The sequence below is a fragment of the Streptomyces misionensis genome (assembly GCF_900104815.1).
In the GTDB taxonomy this organism is placed as follows: Bacteria; Actinomycetota; Actinomycetes; order Streptomycetales; family Streptomycetaceae; genus Streptomyces; species Streptomyces misionensis.
The window spans coordinates 5,590,631-5,613,097 of sequence record NZ_FNTD01000004.1 but is presented as its reverse complement, the minus strand read 5'-3'; the positions used below and the strand labels follow the sequence as shown (position 1 = coordinate 5,613,097).

Annotated in this window: 26 protein-coding genes; 7 read left to right on the top strand and 19 right to left on the bottom strand. The window is 72.1% G+C overall.

Features of this window, described 5'->3' with window-relative positions; all coding sequences use genetic code 11:
• Positions 1-92 precede the first annotated feature (92 nt).
• On the top strand, positions 93-1,370 hold the full coding sequence (locus BLW85_RS27355) for a CAP domain-containing protein (RefSeq protein ID WP_074993477.1): 1,278 nt from the start codon (positions 93-95) through the stop codon (positions 1,368-1,370).
• A gap of 78 nt (positions 1,371-1,448) precedes the next feature.
• On the opposite strand, the gene BLW85_RS27350 is transcribed toward BLW85_RS27355, so the two are convergent.
• Complete coding sequence (locus BLW85_RS27350) at positions 1,449-2,033, bottom strand: flavodoxin family protein (RefSeq protein ID WP_070022307.1); 585 nt, start codon at positions 2,031-2,033, stop codon at positions 1,449-1,451.
• A gap of 103 nt (positions 2,034-2,136) precedes the next feature.
• On the opposite strand from BLW85_RS27350, the gene BLW85_RS27345 reads away from it, so the two are divergent.
• On the top strand, positions 2,137-2,532 hold the full coding sequence (locus tag BLW85_RS27345; protein ID WP_070022308.1) for a winged helix-turn-helix transcriptional regulator: 396 nt from the start codon (positions 2,137-2,139) through the stop codon (positions 2,530-2,532).
• Here the strand turns inward: BLW85_RS27345 and mutM are convergent.
• The 9 genes from mutM to BLW85_RS27300 all read right to left on the bottom strand — a co-directional run bounded on the left by mutM (position 2,505) and on the right by BLW85_RS27300 (position 11,568).
• On the bottom strand, positions 2,505-3,365 hold the full coding sequence (gene mutM, locus BLW85_RS27340) for a bifunctional DNA-formamidopyrimidine glycosylase/DNA-(apurinic or apyrimidinic site) lyase (protein WP_070022309.1): 861 nt from the start codon (positions 3,363-3,365) through the stop codon (positions 2,505-2,507). The genes BLW85_RS27345 and mutM overlap by 28 nt on opposite strands.
• Positions 3,366-3,447: 82 nt before the next feature.
• Entirely contained in the window at positions 3,448-4,281 is an 834-nt protein-coding gene (rnc, locus tag BLW85_RS27335; protein WP_374028490.1) for a ribonuclease III, read from the bottom strand.
• Between the two features lie 8 nt (positions 4,282-4,289).
• Positions 4,290-4,463 carry a 50S ribosomal protein L32 gene (gene rpmF / locus BLW85_RS27330; protein WP_003951102.1) on the bottom strand — a complete coding sequence of 58 codons (174 nt, stop codon included), beginning with the start codon at positions 4,461-4,463 and terminating at the stop codon, positions 4,290-4,292.
• A gap of 2 nt (positions 4,464-4,465) precedes the next feature.
• Positions 4,466-5,110, bottom strand: a complete 645-nt coding sequence (locus BLW85_RS27325; RefSeq protein WP_074993475.1) for a YceD family protein — start codon at positions 5,108-5,110, stop codon at positions 4,466-4,468.
• 150 nt (positions 5,111-5,260) lie between these two features.
• The gene (locus BLW85_RS27320; RefSeq protein WP_070022312.1) at positions 5,261-6,394 is read right to left on the bottom strand and encodes an ATP synthase F0 subunit B; all 1,134 of its coding nucleotides are present in this window, start codon (positions 6,392-6,394) and stop codon (positions 5,261-5,263) included.
• A 64-nt stretch (positions 6,395-6,458) separates the two neighbouring features.
• Positions 6,459-6,938 carry a pantetheine-phosphate adenylyltransferase gene (gene coaD / locus BLW85_RS27315; RefSeq protein ID WP_070022313.1) on the bottom strand — a complete coding sequence of 160 codons (480 nt, stop codon included), beginning with the start codon at positions 6,936-6,938 and terminating at the stop codon, positions 6,459-6,461.
• Positions 6,939-6,964: 26 nt separating this feature from the next.
• Complete coding sequence (rsmD, locus tag BLW85_RS27310) at positions 6,965-7,552, bottom strand: 16S rRNA (guanine(966)-N(2))-methyltransferase RsmD (protein ID WP_070022314.1); 588 nt, start codon at positions 7,550-7,552, stop codon at positions 6,965-6,967.
• 81 nt (positions 7,553-7,633) lie between these two features.
• Positions 7,634-9,853, bottom strand: coding sequence for an ATP-dependent DNA helicase RecG (gene recG, locus BLW85_RS27305; protein ID WP_070022315.1), 2,220 nt, complete (start codon positions 9,851-9,853; stop codon positions 7,634-7,636).
• 62 nt (positions 9,854-9,915) lie between these two features.
• Positions 9,916-11,568 carry a DAK2 domain-containing protein gene (locus BLW85_RS27300; protein WP_074993472.1) on the bottom strand — a complete coding sequence of 551 codons (1,653 nt, stop codon included), beginning with the start codon at positions 11,566-11,568 and terminating at the stop codon, positions 9,916-9,918.
• A 257-nt stretch (positions 11,569-11,825) separates the two neighbouring features.
• On the opposite strand from BLW85_RS27300, the gene rpmB reads away from it, so the two are divergent.
• Entirely contained in the window at positions 11,826-12,011 is a 186-nt protein-coding gene (gene rpmB / locus BLW85_RS27295) for a 50S ribosomal protein L28 (protein WP_003993230.1), read from the top strand.
• A gap of 111 nt (positions 12,012-12,122) precedes the next feature.
• Here the strand turns inward: rpmB and thiD are convergent, their stop codons facing one another.
• Together thiD and BLW85_RS27285 are read right to left on the bottom strand one after the other, a co-directional pair.
• Positions 12,123-12,911, bottom strand: a complete 789-nt coding sequence (gene thiD / locus BLW85_RS27290) for a bifunctional hydroxymethylpyrimidine kinase/phosphomethylpyrimidine kinase (protein ID WP_074993469.1) — start codon at positions 12,909-12,911, stop codon at positions 12,123-12,125.
• The gene (locus tag BLW85_RS27285) at positions 12,908-13,873 is read right to left on the bottom strand and encodes a thiamine-phosphate kinase (RefSeq protein WP_070022318.1); all 966 of its coding nucleotides are present in this window, start codon (positions 13,871-13,873) and stop codon (positions 12,908-12,910) included. Before BLW85_RS27285 ends, thiD begins: the two co-directional genes overlap by 4 nt.
• 253 nt (positions 13,874-14,126) lie before the next feature.
• On the opposite strand from BLW85_RS27285, the gene BLW85_RS27280 reads away from it, so the two are divergent.
• On the top strand, positions 14,127-14,360 hold the full coding sequence (locus tag BLW85_RS27280) for an Lrp/AsnC family transcriptional regulator (protein WP_019328745.1): 234 nt from the start codon (positions 14,127-14,129) through the stop codon (positions 14,358-14,360).
• 20 nt (positions 14,361-14,380) lie between these two features.
• Positions 14,381-14,908, top strand: coding sequence for a DUF3515 domain-containing protein (locus tag BLW85_RS27275; protein WP_070022319.1), 528 nt, complete (start codon positions 14,381-14,383; stop codon positions 14,906-14,908).
• 13 nt (positions 14,909-14,921) lie between these two features.
• On the opposite strand, the gene BLW85_RS27270 is transcribed toward BLW85_RS27275, so the two are convergent.
• From BLW85_RS27270 to BLW85_RS27260, 3 genes are all read right to left on the bottom strand, one after another.
• Complete coding sequence (locus tag BLW85_RS27270) at positions 14,922-16,079, bottom strand: D-alanine--D-alanine ligase family protein (RefSeq protein ID WP_070022320.1); 1,158 nt, start codon at positions 16,077-16,079, stop codon at positions 14,922-14,924.
• 103 nt (positions 16,080-16,182) lie between these two features.
• Positions 16,183-17,193, bottom strand: a complete 1,011-nt coding sequence (locus BLW85_RS27265) for an NAD(P)H-dependent glycerol-3-phosphate dehydrogenase (protein ID WP_070022321.1) — start codon at positions 17,191-17,193, stop codon at positions 16,183-16,185.
• Entirely contained in the window at positions 17,190-17,960 is a 771-nt protein-coding gene (locus tag BLW85_RS27260) for a lysophospholipid acyltransferase family protein (RefSeq protein ID WP_070022322.1), read from the bottom strand. Before BLW85_RS27260 ends, BLW85_RS27265 begins: the two co-directional genes overlap by 4 nt.
• A gap of 199 nt (positions 17,961-18,159) precedes the next feature.
• Between BLW85_RS27260 and cofC the strand changes: the two genes are divergently transcribed.
• Positions 18,160-18,798: a 2-phospho-L-lactate guanylyltransferase gene (gene cofC, locus BLW85_RS27255; protein ID WP_070022323.1), complete on the top strand. Its 639-nt coding sequence runs from the start codon at positions 18,160-18,162 to the stop codon at positions 18,796-18,798.
• Positions 18,799-18,877: 79 nt separating this feature from the next.
• The gene (locus BLW85_RS39520; protein WP_070022324.1) at positions 18,878-19,081 is read left to right on the top strand and encodes a hypothetical protein; all 204 of its coding nucleotides are present in this window, start codon (positions 18,878-18,880) and stop codon (positions 19,079-19,081) included.
• An 80-nt stretch (positions 19,082-19,161) separates the two neighbouring features.
• On the opposite strand, the gene BLW85_RS27250 is transcribed toward BLW85_RS39520, so the two are convergent.
• The 4 genes from BLW85_RS27250 to leuC all read right to left on the bottom strand — a co-directional run bounded on the left by BLW85_RS27250 (position 19,162) and on the right by leuC (position 22,465).
• Positions 19,162-19,797 (bottom strand): HU family DNA-binding protein, encoded by a 636-nt coding sequence (locus tag BLW85_RS27250; RefSeq protein WP_070022325.1) that lies wholly within the window; start codon positions 19,795-19,797, stop codon positions 19,162-19,164.
• A gap of 136 nt (positions 19,798-19,933) precedes the next feature.
• Complete coding sequence (locus tag BLW85_RS27245; RefSeq protein ID WP_070022326.1) at positions 19,934-20,164, bottom strand: SCO5555 family protein; 231 nt, start codon at positions 20,162-20,164, stop codon at positions 19,934-19,936.
• Between the two features lie 277 nt (positions 20,165-20,441).
• On the bottom strand, positions 20,442-21,035 hold the full coding sequence (gene leuD, locus BLW85_RS27240; RefSeq protein ID WP_074993467.1) for a 3-isopropylmalate dehydratase small subunit: 594 nt from the start codon (positions 21,033-21,035) through the stop codon (positions 20,442-20,444).
• 5 nt (positions 21,036-21,040) lie between these two features.
• Complete coding sequence (gene leuC, locus BLW85_RS27235; RefSeq protein ID WP_070022328.1) at positions 21,041-22,465, bottom strand: 3-isopropylmalate dehydratase large subunit; 1,425 nt, start codon at positions 22,463-22,465, stop codon at positions 21,041-21,043.
• Positions 22,466-22,467 lie beyond the last annotated feature (2 nt).

The window sequence follows — 22,467 nt, the reverse complement described above, 5'->3', positions numbered from 1 at the left end:
GTACCGTCCGCTTCCGGTGCATCTCATACGAAACTCACTCGATCGAGTGGGTTGGGATGTTCGTAAGGACGTACGAGGAAGAGGGCCAGGACATGGGACGCCACCGACGCTCGGACGCCGGCCGCGCCGGGGACGGCGACGCCGCGCAGGGCTCCGCCGCCGGGGGCGAGCGGCCGTCGTTCCCGTCGCCGTCTCCGTCCCCCTCCCCGGACACGGTGCCGATCCCGACGGGCACCGCGCCCGGTGCGGACCCGGCCTACGCGGAGGCGAAGGCCAAGGCCGAGGCGTACCTCTTCGCGGCGCAGGACGCGGCGACGGCGGACGCGGAGCCGGAGGTGCCCGCAGCCGGTGCCGACGCGCCCCGGGACGAGGAGCACCAAAAGCGCGCCGGACGTTCGGTGAGCGTGGCCCTGCTCGGGCTGTCCGTGGCCGTCGTCCTGGGCACCGCCGCCGTGGCCGCGGGCGTGGTCCCGGGCTTCGACGGCTACCGGCCCGGGGACGGCGCCCACGCCGGCGGGGACCGGACCGTGGTCGCGAGTTCCCCCGGCAACTCGGCCGCCGCACAGGGCGGTACGTCCGGGAGCGCGAGCACCGGCGTCGGCGGTGCGACGTCCGGCGGGGACGCCGTACGGCCGTCCCCCGCCGCCCCGACGGCACCCTCCTCCCCGGTTCCGCCGAAGTCCGCCCCGGCCTCGCCGGCCCCTTCGCGGCCGGCGTCCCCGTCGAGGCCCGCGGCGAAGCCGGCCGTGCCGGCGCCCGCGTCGAAACCGGCCGCGCCGGCGTCACCGTCCGGGAAGCCCGGCACGAGGTCCACCGCTCCGAAGCCCGCGCCGAAGAGCGACGCCCCCGAGACCACCGCCCCGAAGACCACGGCACCGAGGACCAGCCCCGCGGCCACCCCGTCGCCCGCCCCCTCGTCCGCGAAGCCCCGCCCGTCCCGTCGTACGACCAAGGCTCCCGCGCCGGCCGCCCCGGCGGTCACGGTGTCGGCACGGGCCGCCGCCGAGGCCGAGGTGCTGAAGCTGGTCAACGACGAGCGGGCGAAGGCGGGACTGGGCGCGCTGTCCGCGAACTCCTCGCTGACGAGGCTGGCCGAGGCGTTCAGCGACGACATGGCGGCGCGGGGCTTCTTCGGCCACACCGACCCGGGCGGCAGGTCGCCCTGGGACCGGGCGGCGGCGGCCGGCGTCACCGGCCTCGGCGGCGAGAACATCGCCCGCGGTCCGGCGGACCCGAAGGCCGTGGTGAAGGCATGGATGGCCGACCCCGGCAATCGCGCCGCCATCCTGAACCGCGATTTCAAGACCCTCGGCGTCGGTGTGCACTACGGTCCGGGCGGGCCGTGGTGGACCGAGGAGTTCGGCTCCTGAGGCCCCGGGACGTCCGGGGCCCGCGAACCCCCGGGGCCCGCGACGGCCGGTGAGGCCCGAGGCCGCCGGGGCCCCCGCTCACGCGGCGGCGCGACCCCGCGCGAAGGTCAGCGCCGTCCGCGTCACCCGGCGCCCGAGGTGCTCGGCCGTGGCTATGTCCGCCTTGTGCACGCCCTCCGGGCCCTGGTCCGTGTCGGTCTGGGCGCCGGCACCGGCGAAGATGCCGAGGCGGTTGAGGTCGTTCTCGGAGGCGGTGCTGGAGTTCCAGCCCGGGAGCAGGCCCAGGTTCACCCAGTGCATGCCGTGCTGGGCGGCGAGGATCTGGAAGAACTGCAGGGTGTGCAGCTTGTCGCCGCTCTTGGAGCCGGAGTTGGTGAAGCCCGCGGCCAGCTTGTCCTGCCAGTCCTGACCGGCCCAGCGCGAGGAGCTGGCCTCGGCGAAGCCGTGGAAGGCGCCGGAGGCGGTGCCCATGTAGGTGGGCGAGCCGAAGACGATCGCGTCGGAGCGGTCCAGCGTCCCCCAGTCCTCCTCGGTGATCTCGTCCACCTTGATCAGGTGCACCTCGGCGCCGGCCTCCGCGGCACCGGTGCGGACGGCCTCGGCCAGGACGGCGGTGTGGCCGTAGCCGGAGTGGTAGGCGATGGAAACGACAGGGGCGGTCATGACTCTCCTCGGAAGGGCAGCTCAATGCGGTGTGGAAATGAAAGCACTAACCAGAAGTTAGTGCAACCCAGCAGTGAGCGCTGCGGACGCGTACCCTTGGGGCATGACCGCCTGTCCTGAGGAGCACGAAGAGCTCGCCTACAACGTCTTCGCCAAGGCCTGCCCGTCCCGGGGCACGCTGGAGCACGTCACCGGCCGCTGGGGCGCGCTGACGCTCGGCGCGCTGCACGAGGGCTCACTGCGCTTCAACGAGCTGCGCCGCCGCGTCGACGGGGTGAGCGAGAAGATGCTGTCCCAGACCCTGCACGCGCTGGAGCGGGACGGGCTGGTGCACCGCGAGGCCCAGCCGACCAACCCGCCCCGCGTGGACTACGAACTGACCGCGCTGGGCCGCGAGATCGCCGGCCGGCTCCTCGCGCTCATCGAGTCCGTGGAGGGCTCCATGGACGAGGTGCTGGCGGCCCGCGGGCGTTACGACGAGGCGCGCGGCGCCCGCTGACACTTCGGGCAGAAGTAGCTGGAGCGGTTCATCCAGGGGCGGCGGCGGATGGGGGTGCCGCAGCGGTTGCAGGGCTCGCCCTCGCGGCCGTAGGCGTCCAGGGAACGGTCGAAGTAGCCCGACTCGCCGTTGACGTTCACGTACAGGCTGTCGAAGCTGGTGCCGCCGACGGCGAGGGCCGCGTTCATCACGTCCCTGATGTGGCCGAGGAGTTCGGCGGTGACCGGGCGGGTGAAGTTCGCGGTCGGGCGCTCGTAGTGGATGCGGGCGCGCCACAGGGCCTCGTCCGCATAAATATTGCCGACGCCGCTGATCAACGACTGGTCCAGCAGGGCCCGTTTGACGGTGGTCCGCTTGCGGCGCAGGGCCTGGTGGAAGGCCTCGTCGTCGAACAGCGGGTCGAGGGGGTCGCGGGCGATGTGCGCGATGACGTCGGGCAGGCCCTCGGGGGTGTTGTCGTGCAACGACAGCCCGCCGAAGGTGCGTTGGTCCACGAAGCGCAGTTCGGTGCCGAGGGAGTCGGCGAACCGGACGCGGATGCGCAGGTGCTTCTCGTCCGGCGCCTCGTGCGGCTGCACCAGCAGCTGGCCGCTCATGCCGAGGTGCGCGAGCACCGACTGGTTGGTCTCCTCCAGCGGCAGCCACAGGTACTTGCCGCGCCGGCTGGGCTCCCCGATGTGGTGGCCCTTGAGCCGCTGCGCGAAGTCCTCGCCGCCGGCCACGTGCCGGCGCACGGCACGCGGGTGCAGCACCTCGGTCTCGGCGACGGTGCGGTGGGCGACCCACCGCGCCAGCCCACGCCGGACGACCTCGACCTCGGGCAACTCGGGCATCGGGACCCCCGTGGAAAGCGCTGGATGAACCGAGCGCCCGCCCCTCGGGAAACGGTGGGCGGGCGCTCGGGTGTGCTGCTCGTCAGGCGGTGGCGGACGACGTGTCGTCGTCCTTGACGGCTTCCGCGACGGCCTCCTTGGCCTGCTGCACCGTCGTGGCCCGCTCGTCCGCGGCGGCCTTGATGGCCCGCCAGGCGGACTCGGCGGCCTGCTGCTCCGCCTCCTTCTTGCTGCGGCCGGTGCCGGTGCCGTACGAGACGCCTCCGACGCGGGCGGCAGCAGTGAAGGTCTTCTCGTGGTCGGGGCCGGTCTCCGTGACCAGGTACTCGGGCACGCCGAGTCCCTCGATCGCGGTCAGCTCCTGGAGGGACGTCTTCCAGTCCAGGCCGGCGCCCAGGTTGGAGGACTTCTCGATCAGCGGGTCGAAGAGCCGGTGCACCAGCTCGGACGCCGCGTCGAGGCCCTGGTCGAGATAGACCGCGCCGATCACCGCTTCAAGGGTGTCGGCGAGGATGGACGCCTTGTCCCGGCCGCCCGTGCCCTCTTCACCCCGGCCGAGCCGGATGAAGGCGCCGAGGTCGAGGCCGCGCCCCACCTCCGCCAGCGCACGCGAGTTGACCACCGCGGCCCGCAGCTTGGCCAGCTGGCCCTCGGGCAGGTCGGGGTGGGTGCGGTACAGCGTGTCCGTGACGACGAGACCGAGCACGGAGTCCCCGAGGAACTCCAGCCGCTCGTTCGTCGGCAGACCGCCGTTCTCGTACGCGTAGGAACGGTGGGTCAGCGCACGCACCAGAAGGGCGGACTCGAGCTGATACCCGAGCCGCCCTTCCAGAAGCGTGTGGGACGAGGCCTGGTTGTCCGTGCCTCCACCGGCGCGGGGAGTGTTCTTCTTCGGACTGGACACAGTGCCTCTCACCAGCCCGCTCAGACTTCGAGGACCTGGCGCTTGTTGTAGGTGCCGCAAGACGGGCACGCGATGTGCTGCTGCTTGGGCTCGTGGCAGCGCTCGCACGCAACCAGGGTGGGGACCGCAGCCTTCCACTGCGACCGGCGGTGGCGCGTGTTGCTGCGCGACATCTTCCGCTTCGGAACAGCCACGGCTACTTCTCCTGCTTCTCGTCGACGCCCGCTTCGGCGCCGCTCATCTCGTCCTTCTCGCCGTCCGTCATGGTGTCGGCGAGTCCCTGCAAAGCCGCCCAACGGATGTCGACGGCGTCGTGGTGGTGGTCCGGGTCGTCCGCGAGCCGCGCCCCACACTCGGAGCACAGGCCCGGGCAGTCTTCCTGGCACACCGGCTGCATCGGCAGTGCGAGCACCACCGCATCGCGCAGCATGGGCTCGAGGTCGATCAGGCCGTCCTCGATGAAGAGCCTGTCCTCGTCGTCCTCGGCGTCGTCGCCCGGTTCCGCGATCACGCGGCCCCGGTCGTCGGCGTCAGGGTACGAGAACATCTCCTGGAAGTCCGCTTCGAGCTCCAGCTCGACCGGCTCCAGACACCTTACGCACTCCCCCTTGGCCGTTGCACGGGTGGTGCCTGTGACAAGCACCCCTTCCATGACCGACTCCAGGCGGAGTTCGAGTTCCACCGGGGTGCCTTCCGGCACTCCGACGACTCCCGGGATGCCGAGATCCGCGGGGGCGTCGATCTCACGGGTCAGGCGCTGCAGCGCACCAGGACGCCGACCCAGCTCGTGCGTGTCGATCACGAGGGGGTTGCGGTGGTCGAGGCGGGCGTTGGAAGCCATTCCTGCTTTCGATCTACGTACTCGAAGGGACACCGCCCGTAGGTGTTTCCGGGCAGCGGCGGTCGCGGACGGCTCCGCACTCAACATGAGGGCACGCGCGACCGAAGAGCCAGGATACTGGACCTTGGCCCCAGGACCCAATCCGGTCGGTCAGCTCAGCCCGCGGCCCTGCTCGTACGCCCGCAACTGCTCGGCGCTGATCATGCTGGTGTCGAAGAGGCTGGTCTCGTCCAGAGCGTAGTCCTGCTGCCCCTGTGACTGCTGGGGCAGCTGGACCTGCTGTTGCTGCGGCGGGTCGTAGGGGGCCTGCTGGGGATACCCCTGGTAGGCGTAGGGGTCCTGCTGCTGGTAGCCGTAGGGGTCCTGCTGCTGGGTCCCCTGGTCGTAGGCGGTCTGCTGCGGGAAGCCGGTGTATCCGCCCTGCTGCTGGTCGTACGACCCGTACGCGGGCTGCGGCTCGTACGACGGCTGCTCCGGCACGGGGTCGTAGACGGGCTGGTCCGCCGCCGGCTCGTACGCGGGCTGCTCCGGCCGGGGCCGGGCCGCCGGGCGCTCGGCCGGGGCGTCGGCGAGGGCGGCCAGGTCGGCCAGGTAGTCGGCGTCGCTGGAGTGCTGGAAGGTCGTGGTGTCGTCGGCCAGGGCGCCGAGGTCGTCGGTGGCGATCCGGCCGTGCAGCTTCTGCCGGCCGCGGCCGACCGCCTCCAGGGTCTTGGCGAGCACCGCCTCGAAGGCGCCCAGCTTGGCGTCCACGTACGCGTCGGCGTTGTGCCGCAGGGTCTCGGGGTCCTGGCTGCGCTCGGGGGCGTCCTCGTCCTCGTAGCCGTGCTCGTCCAGGCCGGGGCCGGTGCCGAGCAGCTTCTCCCGGCCCCGGCCGACCGAGCCGAGCGTCTTGGTCAGGACGACCTCGAAGTTGGCGAGCTTGGAGTCGACGTAGTCGTCGGCCTCGGCGCGCACCTCCTCGGCCTCCCGGCGGGCCTCGGCGAGGATCCGGTCCGCCTCCGCCTGGGAGCGGCGGGCGATCTCGGTGCCGGAGATCAGCGAGCCGCGCTCGGCGTGCGCGCTCTCGATGATCCGCTCGGCCTCCTGCCGGGCCTGCTCGACCATCTGCTCACGGTCGCCGATCAGTTCCTGGGCCTGCGCGAGGGAGCCGGGCAGCGCCTGGCGCACCTCTTCCAGCATCGCGAGCAGATCGGCGCGGTTGATCACGCAGGACGCCGACATGGGCATGGCCCGGGCGCCGGCGACCGCGGAGACGATCTCGTCGAGCTTCTTCTGCACGTCCACCTGTGCTCGCCACTCTCTACAGCCGGGTTGGAGACGGACGGGACGACTGTAGCCCCCGCGCCCATCAGTCCTTGCGCAGACGCCTGTTGAGGGCGGCGACGACCTCCGGCGGCACCAGGTGGGAGACGTCGCCGCCCCAGGCCGCGACCTCCTTGACGAGCGAGGAGGACAGGAAGCTGTAGGTGGGGTTGGTCGGCACGAACAGCGTCTCGACGCCGGTGAGGCCGTTGTTCATCTGGGCCATCTGCAGCTCGTAGTCGAAGTCGCTGACGGCGCGCAGGCCCTTGACGATCGCGGGGATGTCACGCTCTTTGCAGAAGTCCACGAGCAGGCCGTGGTGGGACTCGACGCGCACGTTGGCGTAGTCGGTGGTCACCTCGCGGATGAGCGCGATCCGCTCGTCGACGTCGAACAGGCCCTTCTTGGACTGGTTGATCATCACCGCGACGTAGACCTCGTCGTACAGCCGGGAGGCTCGGGCGATGATGTCGAGATGTCCATTGGTGATCGGGTCGAACGACCCGGGACAGACGGCGCGGCGCACTTGAGATCCCTCGCTCTCCGGTCCGGTCATCGTGCGTCTTCGCACGTAGAGGCGGCGCGACCGTACCAAAACGTTCCCTCGCCGTAACGACGGGAGCGGAGCGCCTCGAAGCCGTCCGGCCAGTGGAATTCGCCGCCTCTGGTGCTGCGCTCCACGGTGACGAGGGCGTTCTCCGCGAGCCAGCCCTCCGAGTGGAGTGTGAGGAGAATCTCGCGAAGATCGTCGTCTGTGACGGCATATGGGGGGTCCAGGAAGACCAGGTCGTACGGCTGTGCGGGGGGCGCGGTCCGTACGACCTGTTCCGCTTTGCCCGCTCTGACCTCCGCGCCGGGCAGCCCCAGGTTCCGCACGTTCTCGCGGACGGTTCGCGCGGCGCGGGCGTCGGCCTCCACGAGGAGGGTGTGGCTCGCGCCCCGGGAGAGGGCTTCCAGGCCCACGGCGCCGGAGCCGGCGTAGAGGTCGAGGACGCGTTCGCCGTCCAGGGGACCGCCGAGGAGGGATTGCCAGGTGGAGAAGAGACCTTCGCGTGCGCGGTCGGAGGTCGGCCGGGTGCCGGTTCCCGGCGGGACGGCCAGGCGGCGTCCGCCGGCTGCGCCGGCGATCACGCGGGTCATGTGTGGTCCTTCGTGGTGGGCGGCTTCGACGTTCCATTGTGGCGGGTGACGCGACCCCCCGCGCCCCTGGTCAGGATCGCTTCATCCCTTCTCCAGGTACTGCTCGCGCTCGTCGTCCAGCAGCGCGTCCAGGGCCGTCCGCAGGCCCGGCAGGCGCTCCAGCTCCGGGTCCGCCTCGACGACCTTCGCCGCCTCCTCCCGCGCCTGCGCGATGACCTCCTCGTCCTCGATGACGGCGAGGACGCGCAGGCTGGAGCGGGCGCCGGACTGGGCCTGGCCGAGGACGTCGCCCTCGCGGCGCTGTTCCAGGTCGATCCGGGAGAGTTCGAAGCCGTCGAGGGTGGAGGCGACCGCGTTCAGGCGCTGGCGGGCGGCGCTCGCCTCGGGCATCTCGGTGACCAGGAGGCACAGGCCCGCGGCCGAGCCCCGGCCGACCCGGCCGCGCAGCTGGTGGAGCTGCGAGACGCCGAAGCGGTCGGCGTCCATGATCACCATGGCGGTGGCGTTGGGGACGTTCACGCCGACCTCGATGACCGTGGTGGCGACCAGGACGTCGGTCTCGCCGGCGGCGAAGCGGCGCATCACCGCGTCCTTGTCGTCGGGGTGCATACGGCCGTGCAGGACCTCGACCCGCAGGCCCTCGAGGGGGCCCTTGGCCAGGTGGTCGGCCACGTCGAGGACCGCGAGCGGGGGGCGCTTCTCGGCCTCGTCCTCGGGGGACTTCTTCCTGGCCGCCTTCTTCGGGTCGTCCTCCTCGTCGCCGATGCGGGGGCAGACCACGTAGGCCTGGTGGCCGCCCGCCACCTCCTCGCGGACCCGCTCCCAGGCGCGGGCCAGGAAGTGGGGTTTGTCGGCGGCCGGGACGACGTGGCTGGCGATCGGGGAGCGGCCGGCCGGCAGCTGGTCGAGGACGGAGGTCTCCAGGTCGCCGAAGACGGTCATGGCGACCGTGCGCGGGATCGGGGTGGCGGTCATCACGAGGAGGTGCGGGGGCTGTTTGCCCTTGCCGCGCAGGGCGTCGCGCTGCTCGACGCCGAAGCGGTGCTGTTCGTCCACGACGACCAGGCCGAGGTCGTGGAAGCGGACCTTGTCCTCGATCAGGGCGTGGGTGCCGATGACGATGCCGGCCTCGCCGGTGGCCAGGTCGAGCAGGGCGCGCCGGCGGGCCGCGGCGCCCATCGAGCCGGTGAGCAGCACCACCTTGGTGGCGTGCTCGGTGCCGCCCAGCATGCCGCCCTCGGCCAGCTCGCCCATCATCTCGGTGACCGACCGGTGGTGCTGCTGGGCCAGCACCTCGGTGGGCGCGAGCATGGCGGCCTGCCCGCCGGCGTCGACCACGGCGAGCATGGCGCGCAGGGCCACCATGGTCTTGCCCGAGCCGACCTCGCCCTGGAGCAGCCGGTGCATGGGGTGTTCGGTGGCGAGGTCGTCGAAGATCTCCTGGGAGACCTTTTGCTGGCCCTCGGTGAGGGTGAAGGGGAGGCGGGCGTCGAAGGCGGTCAGCAGACCGTCGGGCGCGGGGGTGCGGGCGACCGCGGGGAGCTGGGCGTCGGCGTGCCTGCGGCGGGCCAGGGCGACCTGGAGGACGAAGGCCTCGTCCCACTTCAGGCGGGCGCGGGCGTCCTCGATGTCGGCCTTGGTGTGCGGGCGGTGGATCTTGAGCAGGGCCTCGGAAAGGGGCAGCAGGCCGCGGCCCTCGCGGAGGGCGGGGGGCAGCGGGTCGACGGCCTCCTGGGCGGTGGGCAGGACCGTCTGGACCGCCTTGCCGATCTTCCAGGACTCCAGCTTGGCGGTGGCCGGGTAGAGCGGGATGAGGGCGCCGGCCCAGTTCTCGACGGTCTCCTCGCCGTCGCCGCGCAGCAACTCGTAGGCAGGGTGGGCGAGCTGGAGGCGGCGGTTGAAGACGGAGACCTTGCCGGCGAACATCGCGCGGGTGCCCGGCAGCAGCTCCTTGTGCGGCTTGTGCACGCCGTTGCCGAAGAAGACCAGCTGGAGGCGGCCGCTGCCGTCGGTGATCGTGACCTCCAGGCGCTGGCCCTTGCCGCGGGGCGCCCGGGCGGAGGCGAAGCTGTGCAGCCGGGCGTCGGCGACCTGGGCGACCACGGTGACGTGTTCGTCCATGGGCAGGTCGGCGAGGTGGGTGAGCTGGCCGCGCTCCTCGTATCTGCGCGGGTAGTGGTGCAGGAGGTCGCCTACGGTGTGCAGGCCGAGGTGCTCGGCCATCACCTTGGCGGTGGCGGGGCCGAGCACTGACTTCAGCGGCTGTCTCAGTGGTTCTTCCAGTGCGGGCACGAGTCCCATTGCACACCACGGCACCGACAATGCCGCGGCACGCCTGCCCGCGAACGCGCCGCGGGGGCGGGCTACTCCACGCCGATGAGCAGCAGACTGCCCTGGCCGCCGCCCCGGTAGACCACCGTGTCCACGGCCAGGTAGGACTCCCGTACCCGGGTCTCCAGGTGTCCCGCGACGGTCTCGGGCGCCTCGTCGCCGACGACGAGGGTGACCAGCTCGCCGCCGGCCTGGAGCATGCGGTCCAGGACGGTCTCGGCGGTGGCGGTGACGTCCGCGCCGATCACCGCCACGTCCCCGTCGATCAGGCCGAGCACGTCCCCGGCCTGGCAGATGCCGGCCGTGGTCCAGGAGCGGTGCTCGGCGACCACGACCTCGGCGTACCGGGTGGCGCCCGCCGCCGAGGTCATCTGCACGACGTCCTCGTCGAAGCGGCGTCCGGGCTCGTGCACCGCGAGCGCGGCGATGCCCTGGACCGCGGAGCGGGTCGGGATCAGCGCCACCCGGACGCCCTCGGCGCGGACCTGCTCGGCCGCGGCGGCCGCGGTGTCGCGCAGCTCGGCGTCGTTGGGCAGCAGGACGACCTCGCGGGCATGGGCCCGGCGCAGGGCCGCCACCAGTTCCCCGCTGGCCGGCGGCTCCCCGGGGCGCGCGAGGACGGCGGTCGCGCCGGCCTCGGTGTACAGCCCGGCCAGGCCGCTGCCCGGCACGACGGCGACGACGGCCCGCTGGGCCCGCTCGGGCGCCGGTCCGGGGCCGCCGGTGTGCACGTCCCCGGCCCCGAAGTGGGTGATCCGGATCCGGTACGGCCGCCCGGCCTCCACGCCCGCCTCCACGGCGGCGCCCGCGTCGTCCACGTGCACATGGACGTTCCACAGCCCGTCGCCGCCCACCACGACCAGGGAGTCCCCGAGGGCGTCGAGCCGGTCCCGCAGCCGGGCCACGGCGGCGTCGTCGGCCTCCAGGAGGTAGATCACCTCGAACGCGGGGCCGCCCCGCCCCTCGTCGCACCCCTCGGTTCCGGGGACCGGGACCCCGGTGACCTCCGGGGCCCCGGCGGTCTCCCGCACCGCCTCCCCCGTGCACGCCTCCACCAGCGCCCCGAGCACAGCCACCAGTCCCCGGCCGCCCGCGTCGACCACCCCGGCCCGGGCGAGGACCGCCAGCCGGCCGGGGGTCGCCGCCAAGGCCGCGCGGGCGCCCTCGTAGGCGGCCCGGGCCACCGCCGCGCAGTCGCCCGCCGCCTGCTCGGCGGCGTCGGCGGCGGCCGAGGCGACGGTGAGCACCGTGCCCTCGACGGGGTGGGCCACGGCCCCGCGGGCGGAGTCGGCGGCCCGGCGCAGGGCGAGCCGCAGTCCGGCGCCGTCGCAGCGGGGCTCCGCGCCGTCCGCGGCCAGGACCTGGGCCATGCCGCGCAGCAGCTGGGCGAGGATGGTGCCGGAGTTGCCCCGGGCACCGATCAGCGCCCCGTGGGCCATCGCGCGCACCGCGTCCGCGAGCCGGGGTCCGGCGGGGTCCGTCTCGTACCCGGCGAACACGGCCTCCACGGCCGTCGCGGCCGACTCCAGGGTGAGGTAGAGGTTGGTACCGGTGTCGCCGTCCGCCACCGGGTAGACGTTGATGGCGTCGATCTCCTCGCGCGCGCGGCCCACCGCGCGCAGCGCCAGACCGCACCAGGTGCGTACCGCGAGAGCATCGAGGAATGTCTGCGGCACCTGCGCCACCTGCGCCTCCCTGAGCTGGCTGGACGTGGTCGCAGCGTAGACCCCGGGGCGGTGCCCGCCGGAAGAGGGCTGGGGGCGGGACCCCGCTCCGCCATGGTAGTTTCGCTTCCCGGACGCAGCCTTGGTATGCTGCTCCGGTTGCCCGATCCGATCGGGCTATTCCCCCTGGCACCGCCACTCAGATCTCAGGTCGTACGATCTTGATCCCGGCATGCCGGGATTATCCGTAAGTGCATCTGAAGTCTTTGGAGTGACCCGTGGCTGCCAACTGCGACGTCTGCGGCAAGGGGCCGGGCTTCGGCAACAACATCTCGCACTCGCACCGCCGTACGTCCCGCCGCTGGAACCCGAACATCCAGCGTGTGCGTACCGTGGTGGGCGGGACGCCGAAGCGCGTGAACGCTTGCACCTCGTGCATCAAGGCGGGCAAGGTCTCGCGCTGACGCTACAGCAGCGCGCGGCCACCGCTTGGTTCGCTGCACTGAGCCGGTCCACCTCAGGGTGGGCCGGCTTTTTGCCGTACCCGCAAGAACCCCCGGCGCCCCCGTGCCGGGTCAGCCCCGCAGCCGCCACCCATGGTCCACCGGCCCGATCCCGGCGCCCAGCGGGAACCCCGCCGCGATCGCCCCGGTGACGTACTCCTTGGCCGCGCCGACCGCCTCCGGCACGGCGAGGCCCTTGGCCAGCCCCGAGGCGATCGCGGAGGCCAGGGTGCAGCCCGTGCCGTGGGTGTGCCGGTTGTCGTGCCGGGGCGCCCGCAGCCAGTGCTCCTCGGCGCCGTCGGTCAGCAGGTCCACCGCGTCGCCCGCCAGATGGCCGCCCTTGATCAGCACCCAGCGCGGGCCGAACTCCAGCACCGCCGCGGCGGCCCGGCGCAGATCGCCCTCCGAGTCGACCACGACCCCCGTGAGTTGGGTCACTTCGTCCAGGTTCGGGGTGGCCACGGTCGCCGCCGGGAGCAGCCTGGTGCGCACGGAGTCCAGGGCGGAGGCGGCGAGCAGCGCGTCGCCGTGCTTGGAGACGCCCACCGGGTCGACCACGGCCGGCACGTCCGTGCCGGAGATCAACTCGGCGACCGCCTCGACCAGTTCCGCCGACCCCAGCATGCCGGTCTTCACGGCCTGGACGCCGATGTCGTCCACGACGCTGCGGTACTGGGCCCGGACCGCGGCCACGGGCAGTTCCCAGGCGCCCTGGACGCCCAGTGAGTTCTGCGCGGTCACCGCGGTGATCACGCTCATCCCGTGGACGCCGAGCGCCAGCATGGTCTTCAGGTCGGCCTGGACGCCCGCGCCGCCGCCCGAGTCGGAGCCGGCCACGGTGAGCACCCTGGGCAGGCTCATGACTCGATGTCCCCGAAGTGGTCCCAGCCGCCCGCGCTGGTCCAGGGCGCGCCGTCGACGGTCACCTGGGGCAGCGCGGAGGGGTTCAGCACCTCTCCGATGACCTTCCAGCGGGCCGGGAGCTTGGTGTCCGGCGGGAAGGTCGCCACGATGGCGTGGTCCTCTCCCCCGGTCAGCACCCACTGCATCGGGTCCACCCCGACGGCCTGCCCGATGTCGTTCATCTGCGTGGGCACGTCGATCGCGCCGGAGCGGATGTCGATGCGGACCTTGCTCGCCTCGGCGATGTGCCCGAGGTCGGCGATCAGCCCGTCGCTCACGTCGCACATCGCGGTCGCGCCGAGCGAGGCGGCGGCCGGGCCCGCGTGGTACGGCGGCTCGGGGCGCCGGTGGGCCTCCACGAAGGCGCGCGGCGAGCGGAAGCCGCGCGAGAGCACCGCGTAGCCGGCCGCGGACCAGCCCAGCCAGCCCGTGACGGCCACCAGGTCGCCGGGCTGGGCGCCGGCCCGGGTCACCGGCTCCTGGTTGCGCAGATCGCCGAGCGCGGTGATCGACACGGTGATGCCGTCGCCGCGCACCACGTCCCCGCCGACCACGGCGGCGCCCGCCACCTGGCACTCGTCGCGCAGCCCGTCCATCAGCTCGGTCGGCCAGCTGACCGGGAGTTCGGCCGGGACGACCAGGCCAAGCAGCAGCGCGGTCGGCACGGCGCCCATCGCGGCGATGTCCGCGAGGTTCTGCGCGGCCGCCTTGCGCCCGACGTCGTAGGCCGTGGACCAGTCGCGGCGGAAGTGCCGCCCCTCGACCAGGACGTCGGTGCTCGCCACCACCCGCCGGTCGGGCGCGGCCACCACGGCGGCGTCGTCGCCCGGACCGATCCGCACCGCCGGGGTCGTGGTGAGACGGGAGGTGAGCTCCCTGATGAGCCCGAATTCCCCGAGCTCACCAACCGTGCCCTTCATGTCCCTGACTCCCCTTCTCTGCCTCTGCCTGACCGTGCGAACTCGCGCGTCATCAGTGTCCCCGATACCGTCGAGATGACCCCGACGCGGTCCGCGGGACCGCCGGCCGGTCCCGGCCGACCGTCAACTTCCGTCGTGCCTGCACCCTGGCGCGCAAGCCCGGTTCCCGCAGGTCTCCCCGCGGGGAGCGGCGACGCGATACCGTGGCGTTCCTTTCCCCCCACATGATCCTCGTGGCCGCCCTGGAGGTTCCGTGGTACAGGCGTACATCCTGATCCAGACGGAGGTCGGCAAGGCGTCGACCGTCGCCGAGACGATCAGCAAGATCCCTGGAGTGATCCAGGCCGAGGACGTGACGGGTCCGTACGACGTCATCGTGCGCGCCCAGTCCGACACCGTCGACGAACTGGGTCGCATGGTGGTCGCCAAGGTCCAGCAAGTGGACGGCATCACACGCACCCTGACCTGTCCGGTCGTGCATCTGTAGCCCCCGTCTACGCTTGGCCGGTGAACTTCTTCCGTCACCGGCCCCTCGCCCTCGCCGCCCCGCTCGTGCCGGCCCTGCTGCTCGCGGTCGCGGGCTGCTCCGGGGACGGCGGCACCACGGTCGCGGCTCCCCGTCCCGACGCGAAGACCGCCCCGCTGTGCCGGGATCTGCACAAGGTGCTGCCCGCCGAGGTGGACGGGCGGCACCGGGCCGACCCCGAACCCCGGTCCGTCTACACGGCGGGCTGGGGAAACCCGGCGATCATACTGCGCTGCGGGATCGTCCGGCCGCCGAAGATGGTCGACCCGAAGGTGGCGCAGGGGCAGGACCCCGACGCGATCGCGGGCGGGGTCAACGGCGTGGACTGGCTGATGGAGAAGGAGTCCGACGGCACCTGGCGGTTCACCACGTCGGGCCGCCGCGCCTACGTCCAGGTGACCCTGCCGAAGAGCCTGTCGGGGCCGGACCACAGCACCCAGGTGCTGGAGGACCTGGGCCCGGCCGTGAAGAAGGCGATCCCCGGGGGGATCGCCTCCATGCGCGGTTGAGCGGTCGGTCCGGTCAGCGAAGACCGGTGGAGCGCCGCAGCGCCGCCTGCACCAGCCGGTCGATCAGCTCGGGGTAGCCGACACCGGTCGCCTGCCACATCTGCGGGTACATCGAGATCGGCGTGAACCCGGGCAGGGTGTTGATCTCGTTGATGACGAACTCCCCGTCCTCGGTGAGGAAGAAGTCCGCGCGGACCAGCCCCTCGCAGGACGCCGCCTCGAACGCCTCCACCGCGAGCCGCCGCACCTCGGCGGTCTCCTCCTCGGTGAGCGGCGCCGGCACGATGCCGGGCGTGGAGTCGATGTACTTGGCCTCGAAGTCGTAGTACGCGTGGGTGTCCGGCGGCGGGATCTCGGCCGGCACGGAAGCGCGCGGGCCGTCCTCGAACTCCAGGACGCCGCACTCGATCTCGCGGCCGACCAGGGCGGCCTCGACGATGATCTTCGGGTCGTGCGCCTGCGCCTCGGCGATCGCCTCGTCCAGGCCGGACAGGTCGTCGACCTTGGTGATGCCGATGGACGAGCCGGCGCGGGCGGGCTTCACGAACAGCGGCCAGCCGTGCTCGCCGGCGAAGTCGACGATCTTCTTGCGGGCGGCGGCCTCGTCCCGCTGCCACTCGCGGGGCCGGATCACCACGTACGGGCCGACCTTGAGCCCGAAGGAGGTGAAGACCCGCTTCATGTACTCCTTGTCCTGGCCGACGGCCGAGGCGAGCACGCCCGCGCCCACGTACGGCACCCCGGACAGCTCCAGGAGGCCCTGGAGGGTGCCGTCCTCACCGTAGGGGCCGTGCAGCACCGGGAAGACGACGTCGACCTCGCCGAGCGCCTTGGGCACGGAGCCGGGCTCGCTGTAGACGACCTCGCGGTTGGCGGGGGCGACGGGGAGCACCACGTCGCCCTCGTGCGACTCCGCCAGTTCCTCGACGGCGGGCAGGGAGCGGTCGGTGATGGCCATCCGCTCCGGCTCGTCCGCCGTCAGCGCCCAACGGCCGTCCCGGGTGATGCCGATCGGCAGGACGTCGTACTTCGTCCGGTCGATGGCCTTGAGGACGGCGCCGGCGGTGACCACGGAGATCCCGTGTTCGGAGCTGCGGCCACCGAACACGACGGCCACGCGCGGCTTGCGCTGCGGCTGCTCAGGGCTCTGGGGAAGGTTCTCGGTGCTCATATCGCGTTGAGAGTACCCGTTGGTAGAGCCCGGATACAGCGTCGGCTCCGCCCGGGAACGCACGAAAACGGGTGGATTTCGTTCAGCGTCCGTGCGGATTCGCTCAGCGCCGTTCGGGCTTCGCGCTGCGCGACATCAGTTCCTTGAGCGCGACGACCGGCGGCTTGCCCTCGTGCACGATGCCGGCGACCGTCTCCGTGATCGGCATGTCGACGCCGTGCCGGCGGGCCAGATCCAGCACGGACTCACAGGACTTGACGCCCTCGGCGGTCTGCTCGGTGACCGCGATGGTCTCCTCCAGGGTCATGCCCTTGCCGAGGTTGGTGCCGAAGGTGTGGTTGCGGGACAGCGGGGAGGAGCAGGTGGCCACCAGGTCGCCGAGACCGGCGAGCCCGGAGAAGGTCAGCGGGTCGGCGCCGAGCACCGTGCCGAGCCGCGCGGTCTCCGCGAGGCCCCGGGTGATCAGCGAGCCCTTGGCGTTGTCGCCGAGCCCCATGCCGTCCGCGATGCCGACGGCGAGCCCGATCACGTTCTTCACGGCACCGCCCAGCTCGCAGCCCACCACGTCGGTCTCGGTGTACGGCCGGAAGTAGGGCGTGTGGCAGGCGGCCTGGAGGCGCCGGGCGACGGCCTCGTCGGCGCAGGCCACGACCGCGGCGGCGGGCATCCGGGCGGCGACCTCGCGGGCCAGGTTGGGCCCGGTGACCACGGCGATGCGGTCCGCGCCGACCTTGGCGACGTCCTCGATGACCTCGCTCATCCGCATGGCGGAGCCGAGTTCGACGCCCTTCATCAGGGAGACGAGGACGGTGCCCGGGGCGAGCAGCGGAAGCCACTCGGCGAGGTTCTGGCGCAGGGTCTGGGAGGGGATGGCGAGGACGGTGAACTCCGCGTCGCGCAGCGCCTCGGCGGCGTCCGCGGTGGCGCGCAGGTTCTCCGGGAGTTCCACACCGGGCAGGTAGTCGGGGTTGATCCGGGTGGAGTTGACCGCCTCGGCCAGCTGCGGCCGGCGGGCCCACAGGGTCACCTCGCAACCGGCGTCGGCGAGCACCACGCCGAAGGCGGTGCCCCAGGAGCCGGTGCCCATGACGGCCACCCGCACAGGCGTGCTCACTTGCTCTGCTCCTCTTCCTGCCGGCCCTTGTTCTGCCGCTGGGTGCGGCGGCGCTGCTCGATCCGCTCGCGGCGCGGGTCGTACGGCGTCTCGGGCGCCTTCTCGCCGCGGATCTCCTCCAGGAGACGGGTGATGGCCGCCATGATGACCTCGGTGGCCTCCTTGAGGAGGTCCGGGGTCATGTCCCTGCCGTAGAAGCGCGACAGGTCCACCGGCGGGCCCGCCAGCACGTGGTGGGTCTTGCGCGGGAAGAGGTTCGGCTTCTTGGCGTACGGCGGCAGCAGTTCGTTGGCGCCCCACTGGGCGACCGGGATCACCGGGCACTTGGTCTGCAGGGCCACGCGGGCGGCGCCGGTCTTGCCGGTCATGGGCCAGCCGGCCGGGTCGCGGGTGAGGGTGCCCTCGGGGTAGAAGGCGACGCACTCGCCGCGCTCCACGGCGTCGATCGCGGCGCGGAAGGCGCTCAGCGCGTCCGTGGACTCGCGGTAGACCGGAATCTGTCCCGTGCCGCGCATGGCGGCGCCGACGATTCCCTTCTTGAAAAGCCCGCTCTTCGCCAGGAATCGCGGAACCCGTCCGGTGTTGTACTGATAGTGCGCGTATGCGAAGGGGTCCACGTGGGAATTGTGGTTCACCACCGTTATAAATCCGCCCTCGGCCGGAATGTGCTCCATTCCACGCCAGTCCCGCTTGATCAGAACCACCAGCGGCGGTTTGCAGATCACCGCGGCGAAGCGGTACCAGAAGCCGATTCTGCGGCGGGGCACAAGGACACCTTCCTCTAGGGGCAGCCACCCCGGCGGGGGCCGCACAAGTGTCGCCCCGGAGCGCCGGTCTGTCGAGAACACCGTACGCCCGCCCGTCACCCGCCCCCGTCCTTGCGCGGGGCTTCGCGCGCCTCCCCGTAACCCCGTGGCGGGCGGTGGCGGGTGACAATGATCGCGACGAGAGAGGGACGGTACGCCGGTGCAGTGGACGTTGGTCATCCCCCTGAAGCCCCTGTCCCGGGCCAAGAGCAGGCTCGCGGACACCGCGGCGGACGGGGTCCGCCCGGGGCTGGTCCTCGCGTTCGCCCAGGACACGGTGGCCGCGGCCCTGGCGTGCGAGGCGGTCGCGGATGTGGTGGTCGTCACGGACGATCAACGGGCCGGGCGCGCGCTGTCCGAGCTGGGCGCGGGCGTCGTGCCGGACACCCCGGCGCGCGGTCTGAACGCGGCGCTCGCGCACGGGGCGAGCACCGTGCGCCGACTGCGCCCGGGTGCGGCCGTGGCGGCCCTGAACGCCGATCTGCCGGCGCTGCGGGCGGCGGAACTCGAGCGGGTGCTTTCCGCCGCCGCGGAATTCCCCCGGGCATTTCTCGCGGACGCGGCGGGGGTCGGTACGACGTTGCTGGCGGCCGGGGCGGACGAGGAATTGCGGCCGGGCTTCGGAACGGGATCGCGGGCGCGGCACCGGGCGTCGGGCGCGCGGGAACTGCTGCTGGCGGACGTGGATTCGGTGCGCCAGGACGTGGACACCGGGGACGATCTGCGGGCGGCGCTGGCCCTGGGGGTCGGGCCGCGCACGGCGGCCGTGTGCGCCGAATTGCCGGTCCCCGGCGCCTGACGGCCACGGGTCGGGAGCACGTGTCCGCGCCGCCCCCGCGAAACGGTGGCCCGCGGTCCGGACGGCTACGCTGAACCCCATGCAGGCGACCGCGTACACCTACGACACCGAGACCCGTAGCGGACAGGTGCTGCTCGACGACGGCACCCCGGTGCCCTTCGACGCGGCGGCGTTCGACCGCGGCGGTCTGCGGCTCCTGCGGCCCGGGCAGCGGGTGCGGATCGAGACGGAGGGGGCCGGCGAGGGGCTGCGGATCACGCTCGTAACCCTCCAGACCCTGTAACTCCCCTTACACACGCCGCGGGCCGGACTCCCCGAGGAGTCCGGCCCGGCGCGTGAGTGCCCAGGTCGGTGACGTGGCGCCTAGCGGGCGGTGGCCTTCTTGGCGGTGGTCTTGCGGGCCGTCGACTTCCTGGCCGGGGCCTTCTTCGCGGTGACCTTCTTCGCCGGGGCCTTCTTCGCCGTCGCCTTCTTGGCGGTGGTCTTCTTCGCCGCGGTGGTCTTGGCGGTCGCCGTGGTCTTCTTGGCGGGCGCCTTCTTCGCGGTGGTCTTCTTCGCCGTGGCGGTGGTCTTCTTCGCCGCCGTCTTCTTGGCGGTGGTCTTCTTCGCGGCCGCCTTGGTGGTCTTCTTCGCGGCGGCCTTCTTCACCGTCGCGGCGGCGCCGCCGGTCAGGCTGCCCTTGGGCGCCTTCTTCACGGAGACCTCGCCGCCCCGCGGCAGCTTCTTGGAGCCGCTCACCAGGTCCTTGAAACCCTGCCCGGCGCGGAACCGCGGCACGGAGGTCTTCTTGACCCGAACCCGCTCGCCCGTCTGGGGGTTGCGGGCGTAGCGGGCGGGGCGGTCCACCTTCTCGAAGGACCCGAAGCCGGTGACCGAGACCCGCTCGCCCGCGACGACCGCGCGGACGATGGCGTCCAGGACATGATCGACGGCATCGGCGGCCTGCTGGCGGCCGCCCACCTTGTCGGCAATCGCTTCTACGAGCTGCGCCTTGTTCACGTCTTCCCCTTCGGAGACATCGCCAGAACGAATGTGTTCAAGCTTTTTCGCACGTTAGGCAGATATATACCGCAAATCAAACACGAAACGGGCTTATCACCCTTGTGCCGCAACAGACTCGGCGTTCTCGGGCTGTTCAGCGGTCCTCGCCGGGGATCCGACCCTCGTCGAGGTCCGCGTTGAACCGCTCAAGCCGCCTTGCCGCACCGGCGAGATCGTGCTTGGCCGCGGCCGTAATGACCAGCAGCTTCCGGGTCAGCGCCATCCGTACGCCCTCCGGGACTTGCAGTGCGCGCACTCGTGAGTGCGCTTCCTTGAGTTGGTTCGCGACCGCCGTATAGAGCTGGAGTTGGCCGTCGTGTTCCATGCACAGATTGTGCCATCTGGGGCGAGTTGTCGCCTGCCCAGGGGGCAACTCCCGCCACAAATGGCCTTCCGGGCTCTTGCGGAAGGCGTGATCCTCTGCCCCATCTACCCTGCCAACGCCCTTCATAACACGGGAAGTTGAGAGCGTCCCCAGAGATGAGCGCGGCCGGAGGGGCCCGGACATGCCTGTACCCCCGATCGGGGCGATCGGGGGTACAGGTGAGTTGGTTGGAGTGGCCGAAACCCGACCCTCGCGGGGCCCGGGAGAGGCTACCCGGTCAGCTCTGGAGCGTCCGCGGCTTGTAGGCGGGACGCTTCGCCTCGTAGGCGGCGATGTCGTCCTCGTTCCGGAGCGTGATGGAGATGTCGTCCAGGCCGTTCAGCAGGCGCCAGCGGGAGTTCTCGTCCAGCTCGAAGGAGGCGGTGACGCCCTCGGCACGCACCTCGCGCGCCTGGAGGTCCACGGTGATCTCGGCCGTCGGGTCGGCCTCGGTCAGCTCCCACAGCGCCTCCACGACCTTCTGGTCCAGGACGACGGTGAGCAGGCCGTTCTTCAGCGAGTTGCCGCGGAAGATGTCCGCGAAGCGGGCGGAGATCACGGTCTTGAAGCCGTAGTTCTGCAGCGCCCATACGGCGTGCTCGCGGGAGGAGCCGGTGCCGAAGTCGGGGCCGGCCACCAGGACGGTGGCGCCCTGCCGCTCGGGACGGTTGAGGACGAACTCGGGGTCCTTGCGCCAGGCCTCGAACAGCCCGTCCTCGAACCCGTCCCGGGTGACCTTCTTGAGCCAGTGGGCGGGGATGATCTGGTCGGTGTCGACGTTGCTGCGGCGCAGCGGCACGGCCCGGCCGGTGTGGGTGGTGAAGGCTTCCATCGTTCTCAGACTCCAGCGGGCGTACGGTCGTCGGTCAGGTCGGCCGGGGCGGCCAGGTGGCCCAGGACGGCGGTGGCGGCCGCGACCTGCGGCGACACCAGGTGGGTACGACCGCCCTTGCCCTGCCGGCCCTCGAAGTTGCGGTTGGAGGTGGAGGCGGAGCGCTCGCCCGGGGCCAGCTGGTCGGGGTTCATGCCCAGGCACATCGAGCAGCCCGCGTACCGCCATTCGGCGCCGGCCTCCTTGAAGACCACGTCCAGGCCCTCGGCGGCCGCCTGGAGGCCGACCCGCGCGGAGCCCGGCACGACCAGCATCCGTACGCCGTCGGCGACTTTGCGGTCCTTCAGGATCTCGGCGACGGCGCGCAGGTCCTCGATCCGGCCGTTGGTGCACGAGCCTACGAAGACGGTGTCCACCTTGATGGAGCGCAGCGGGGCTCCGGCCTCCAACCCCATGTACTCCAGGGCCTTTTCGGCGGCCAGGCGCTCCGATGCGTCTTCGTACGAAGCCGGGTCGGGGACGGACGCCGAAAGCGGCGCGCCCTGGCCGGGGTTGGTGCCCCAGGTGACGAACGGGGACAGCTCGGCGGCGTCGATGACGACCTCGGCGTCGAAGACCGCGTCCTCGTCGGTGCGCAGGGTCTTCCAGTACGCGACGGCCGCGTCCCAGTCGGCGCCCTCGGGGGCGTGCGGACGGCCCTTGAGGTACTCGAAGGTGGTCTCGTCGGGGGCGATCATGCCCGCGCGGGCGCCGGCCTCGATCGACATGTTGCAGATGGTCATCCGGGCCTCCATCGAGAGCTTCTCGATGGCGGAGCCGCGGTACTCCAGGACGTAGCCCTGGCCGCCGCCGGTGCCGATCTTCGCGATGATCGCCAGGATCAGGTCCTTGGCGGTGACACCCTCGGGCAGCTCGCCCTCGACGGTGATCGCCATGGTCTTGGGGCGCACCATCGGCAGCGTCTGGGTGGCCAGCACGTGCTCGACCTGGGAGGTGCCGATGCCGAACGCCAGCGCGCCGAAGGCGCCGTGCGTGGAGGTGTGGGAGTCGCCGCAGACCACGGTGGTGCCCGGCTGGGTCAGGCCCAGCTGCGGGCCGACCACGTGCACCACGCCCTGCTCGACGTCGCCCAGCGGGTGCAGTCGCACGCCGAACTCGGCGCAGTTCTTGCGCAGGGTCTCCAGCTGCGCGCGGGAGACCGGGTCGGCGATCGGCTTGTCGATGTCGAGGGTCGGGGTGTTGTGGTCCTCGGTCGCGATGGTGAGGTCGAGGCGGCGCACCGCGCGGCCGTTCTTGCGCAGCCCGTCGAAGGCCTGCGGGCTGGTCACCTCGTGCAGCAGGTGCAGATCGATGTAGAGGAGGTCGGGCTCGCCCTCGGCGCGCCGGACGACGTGGTCGTCCCAGACCTTCTCCGCGAGTGTCCTACCCATCG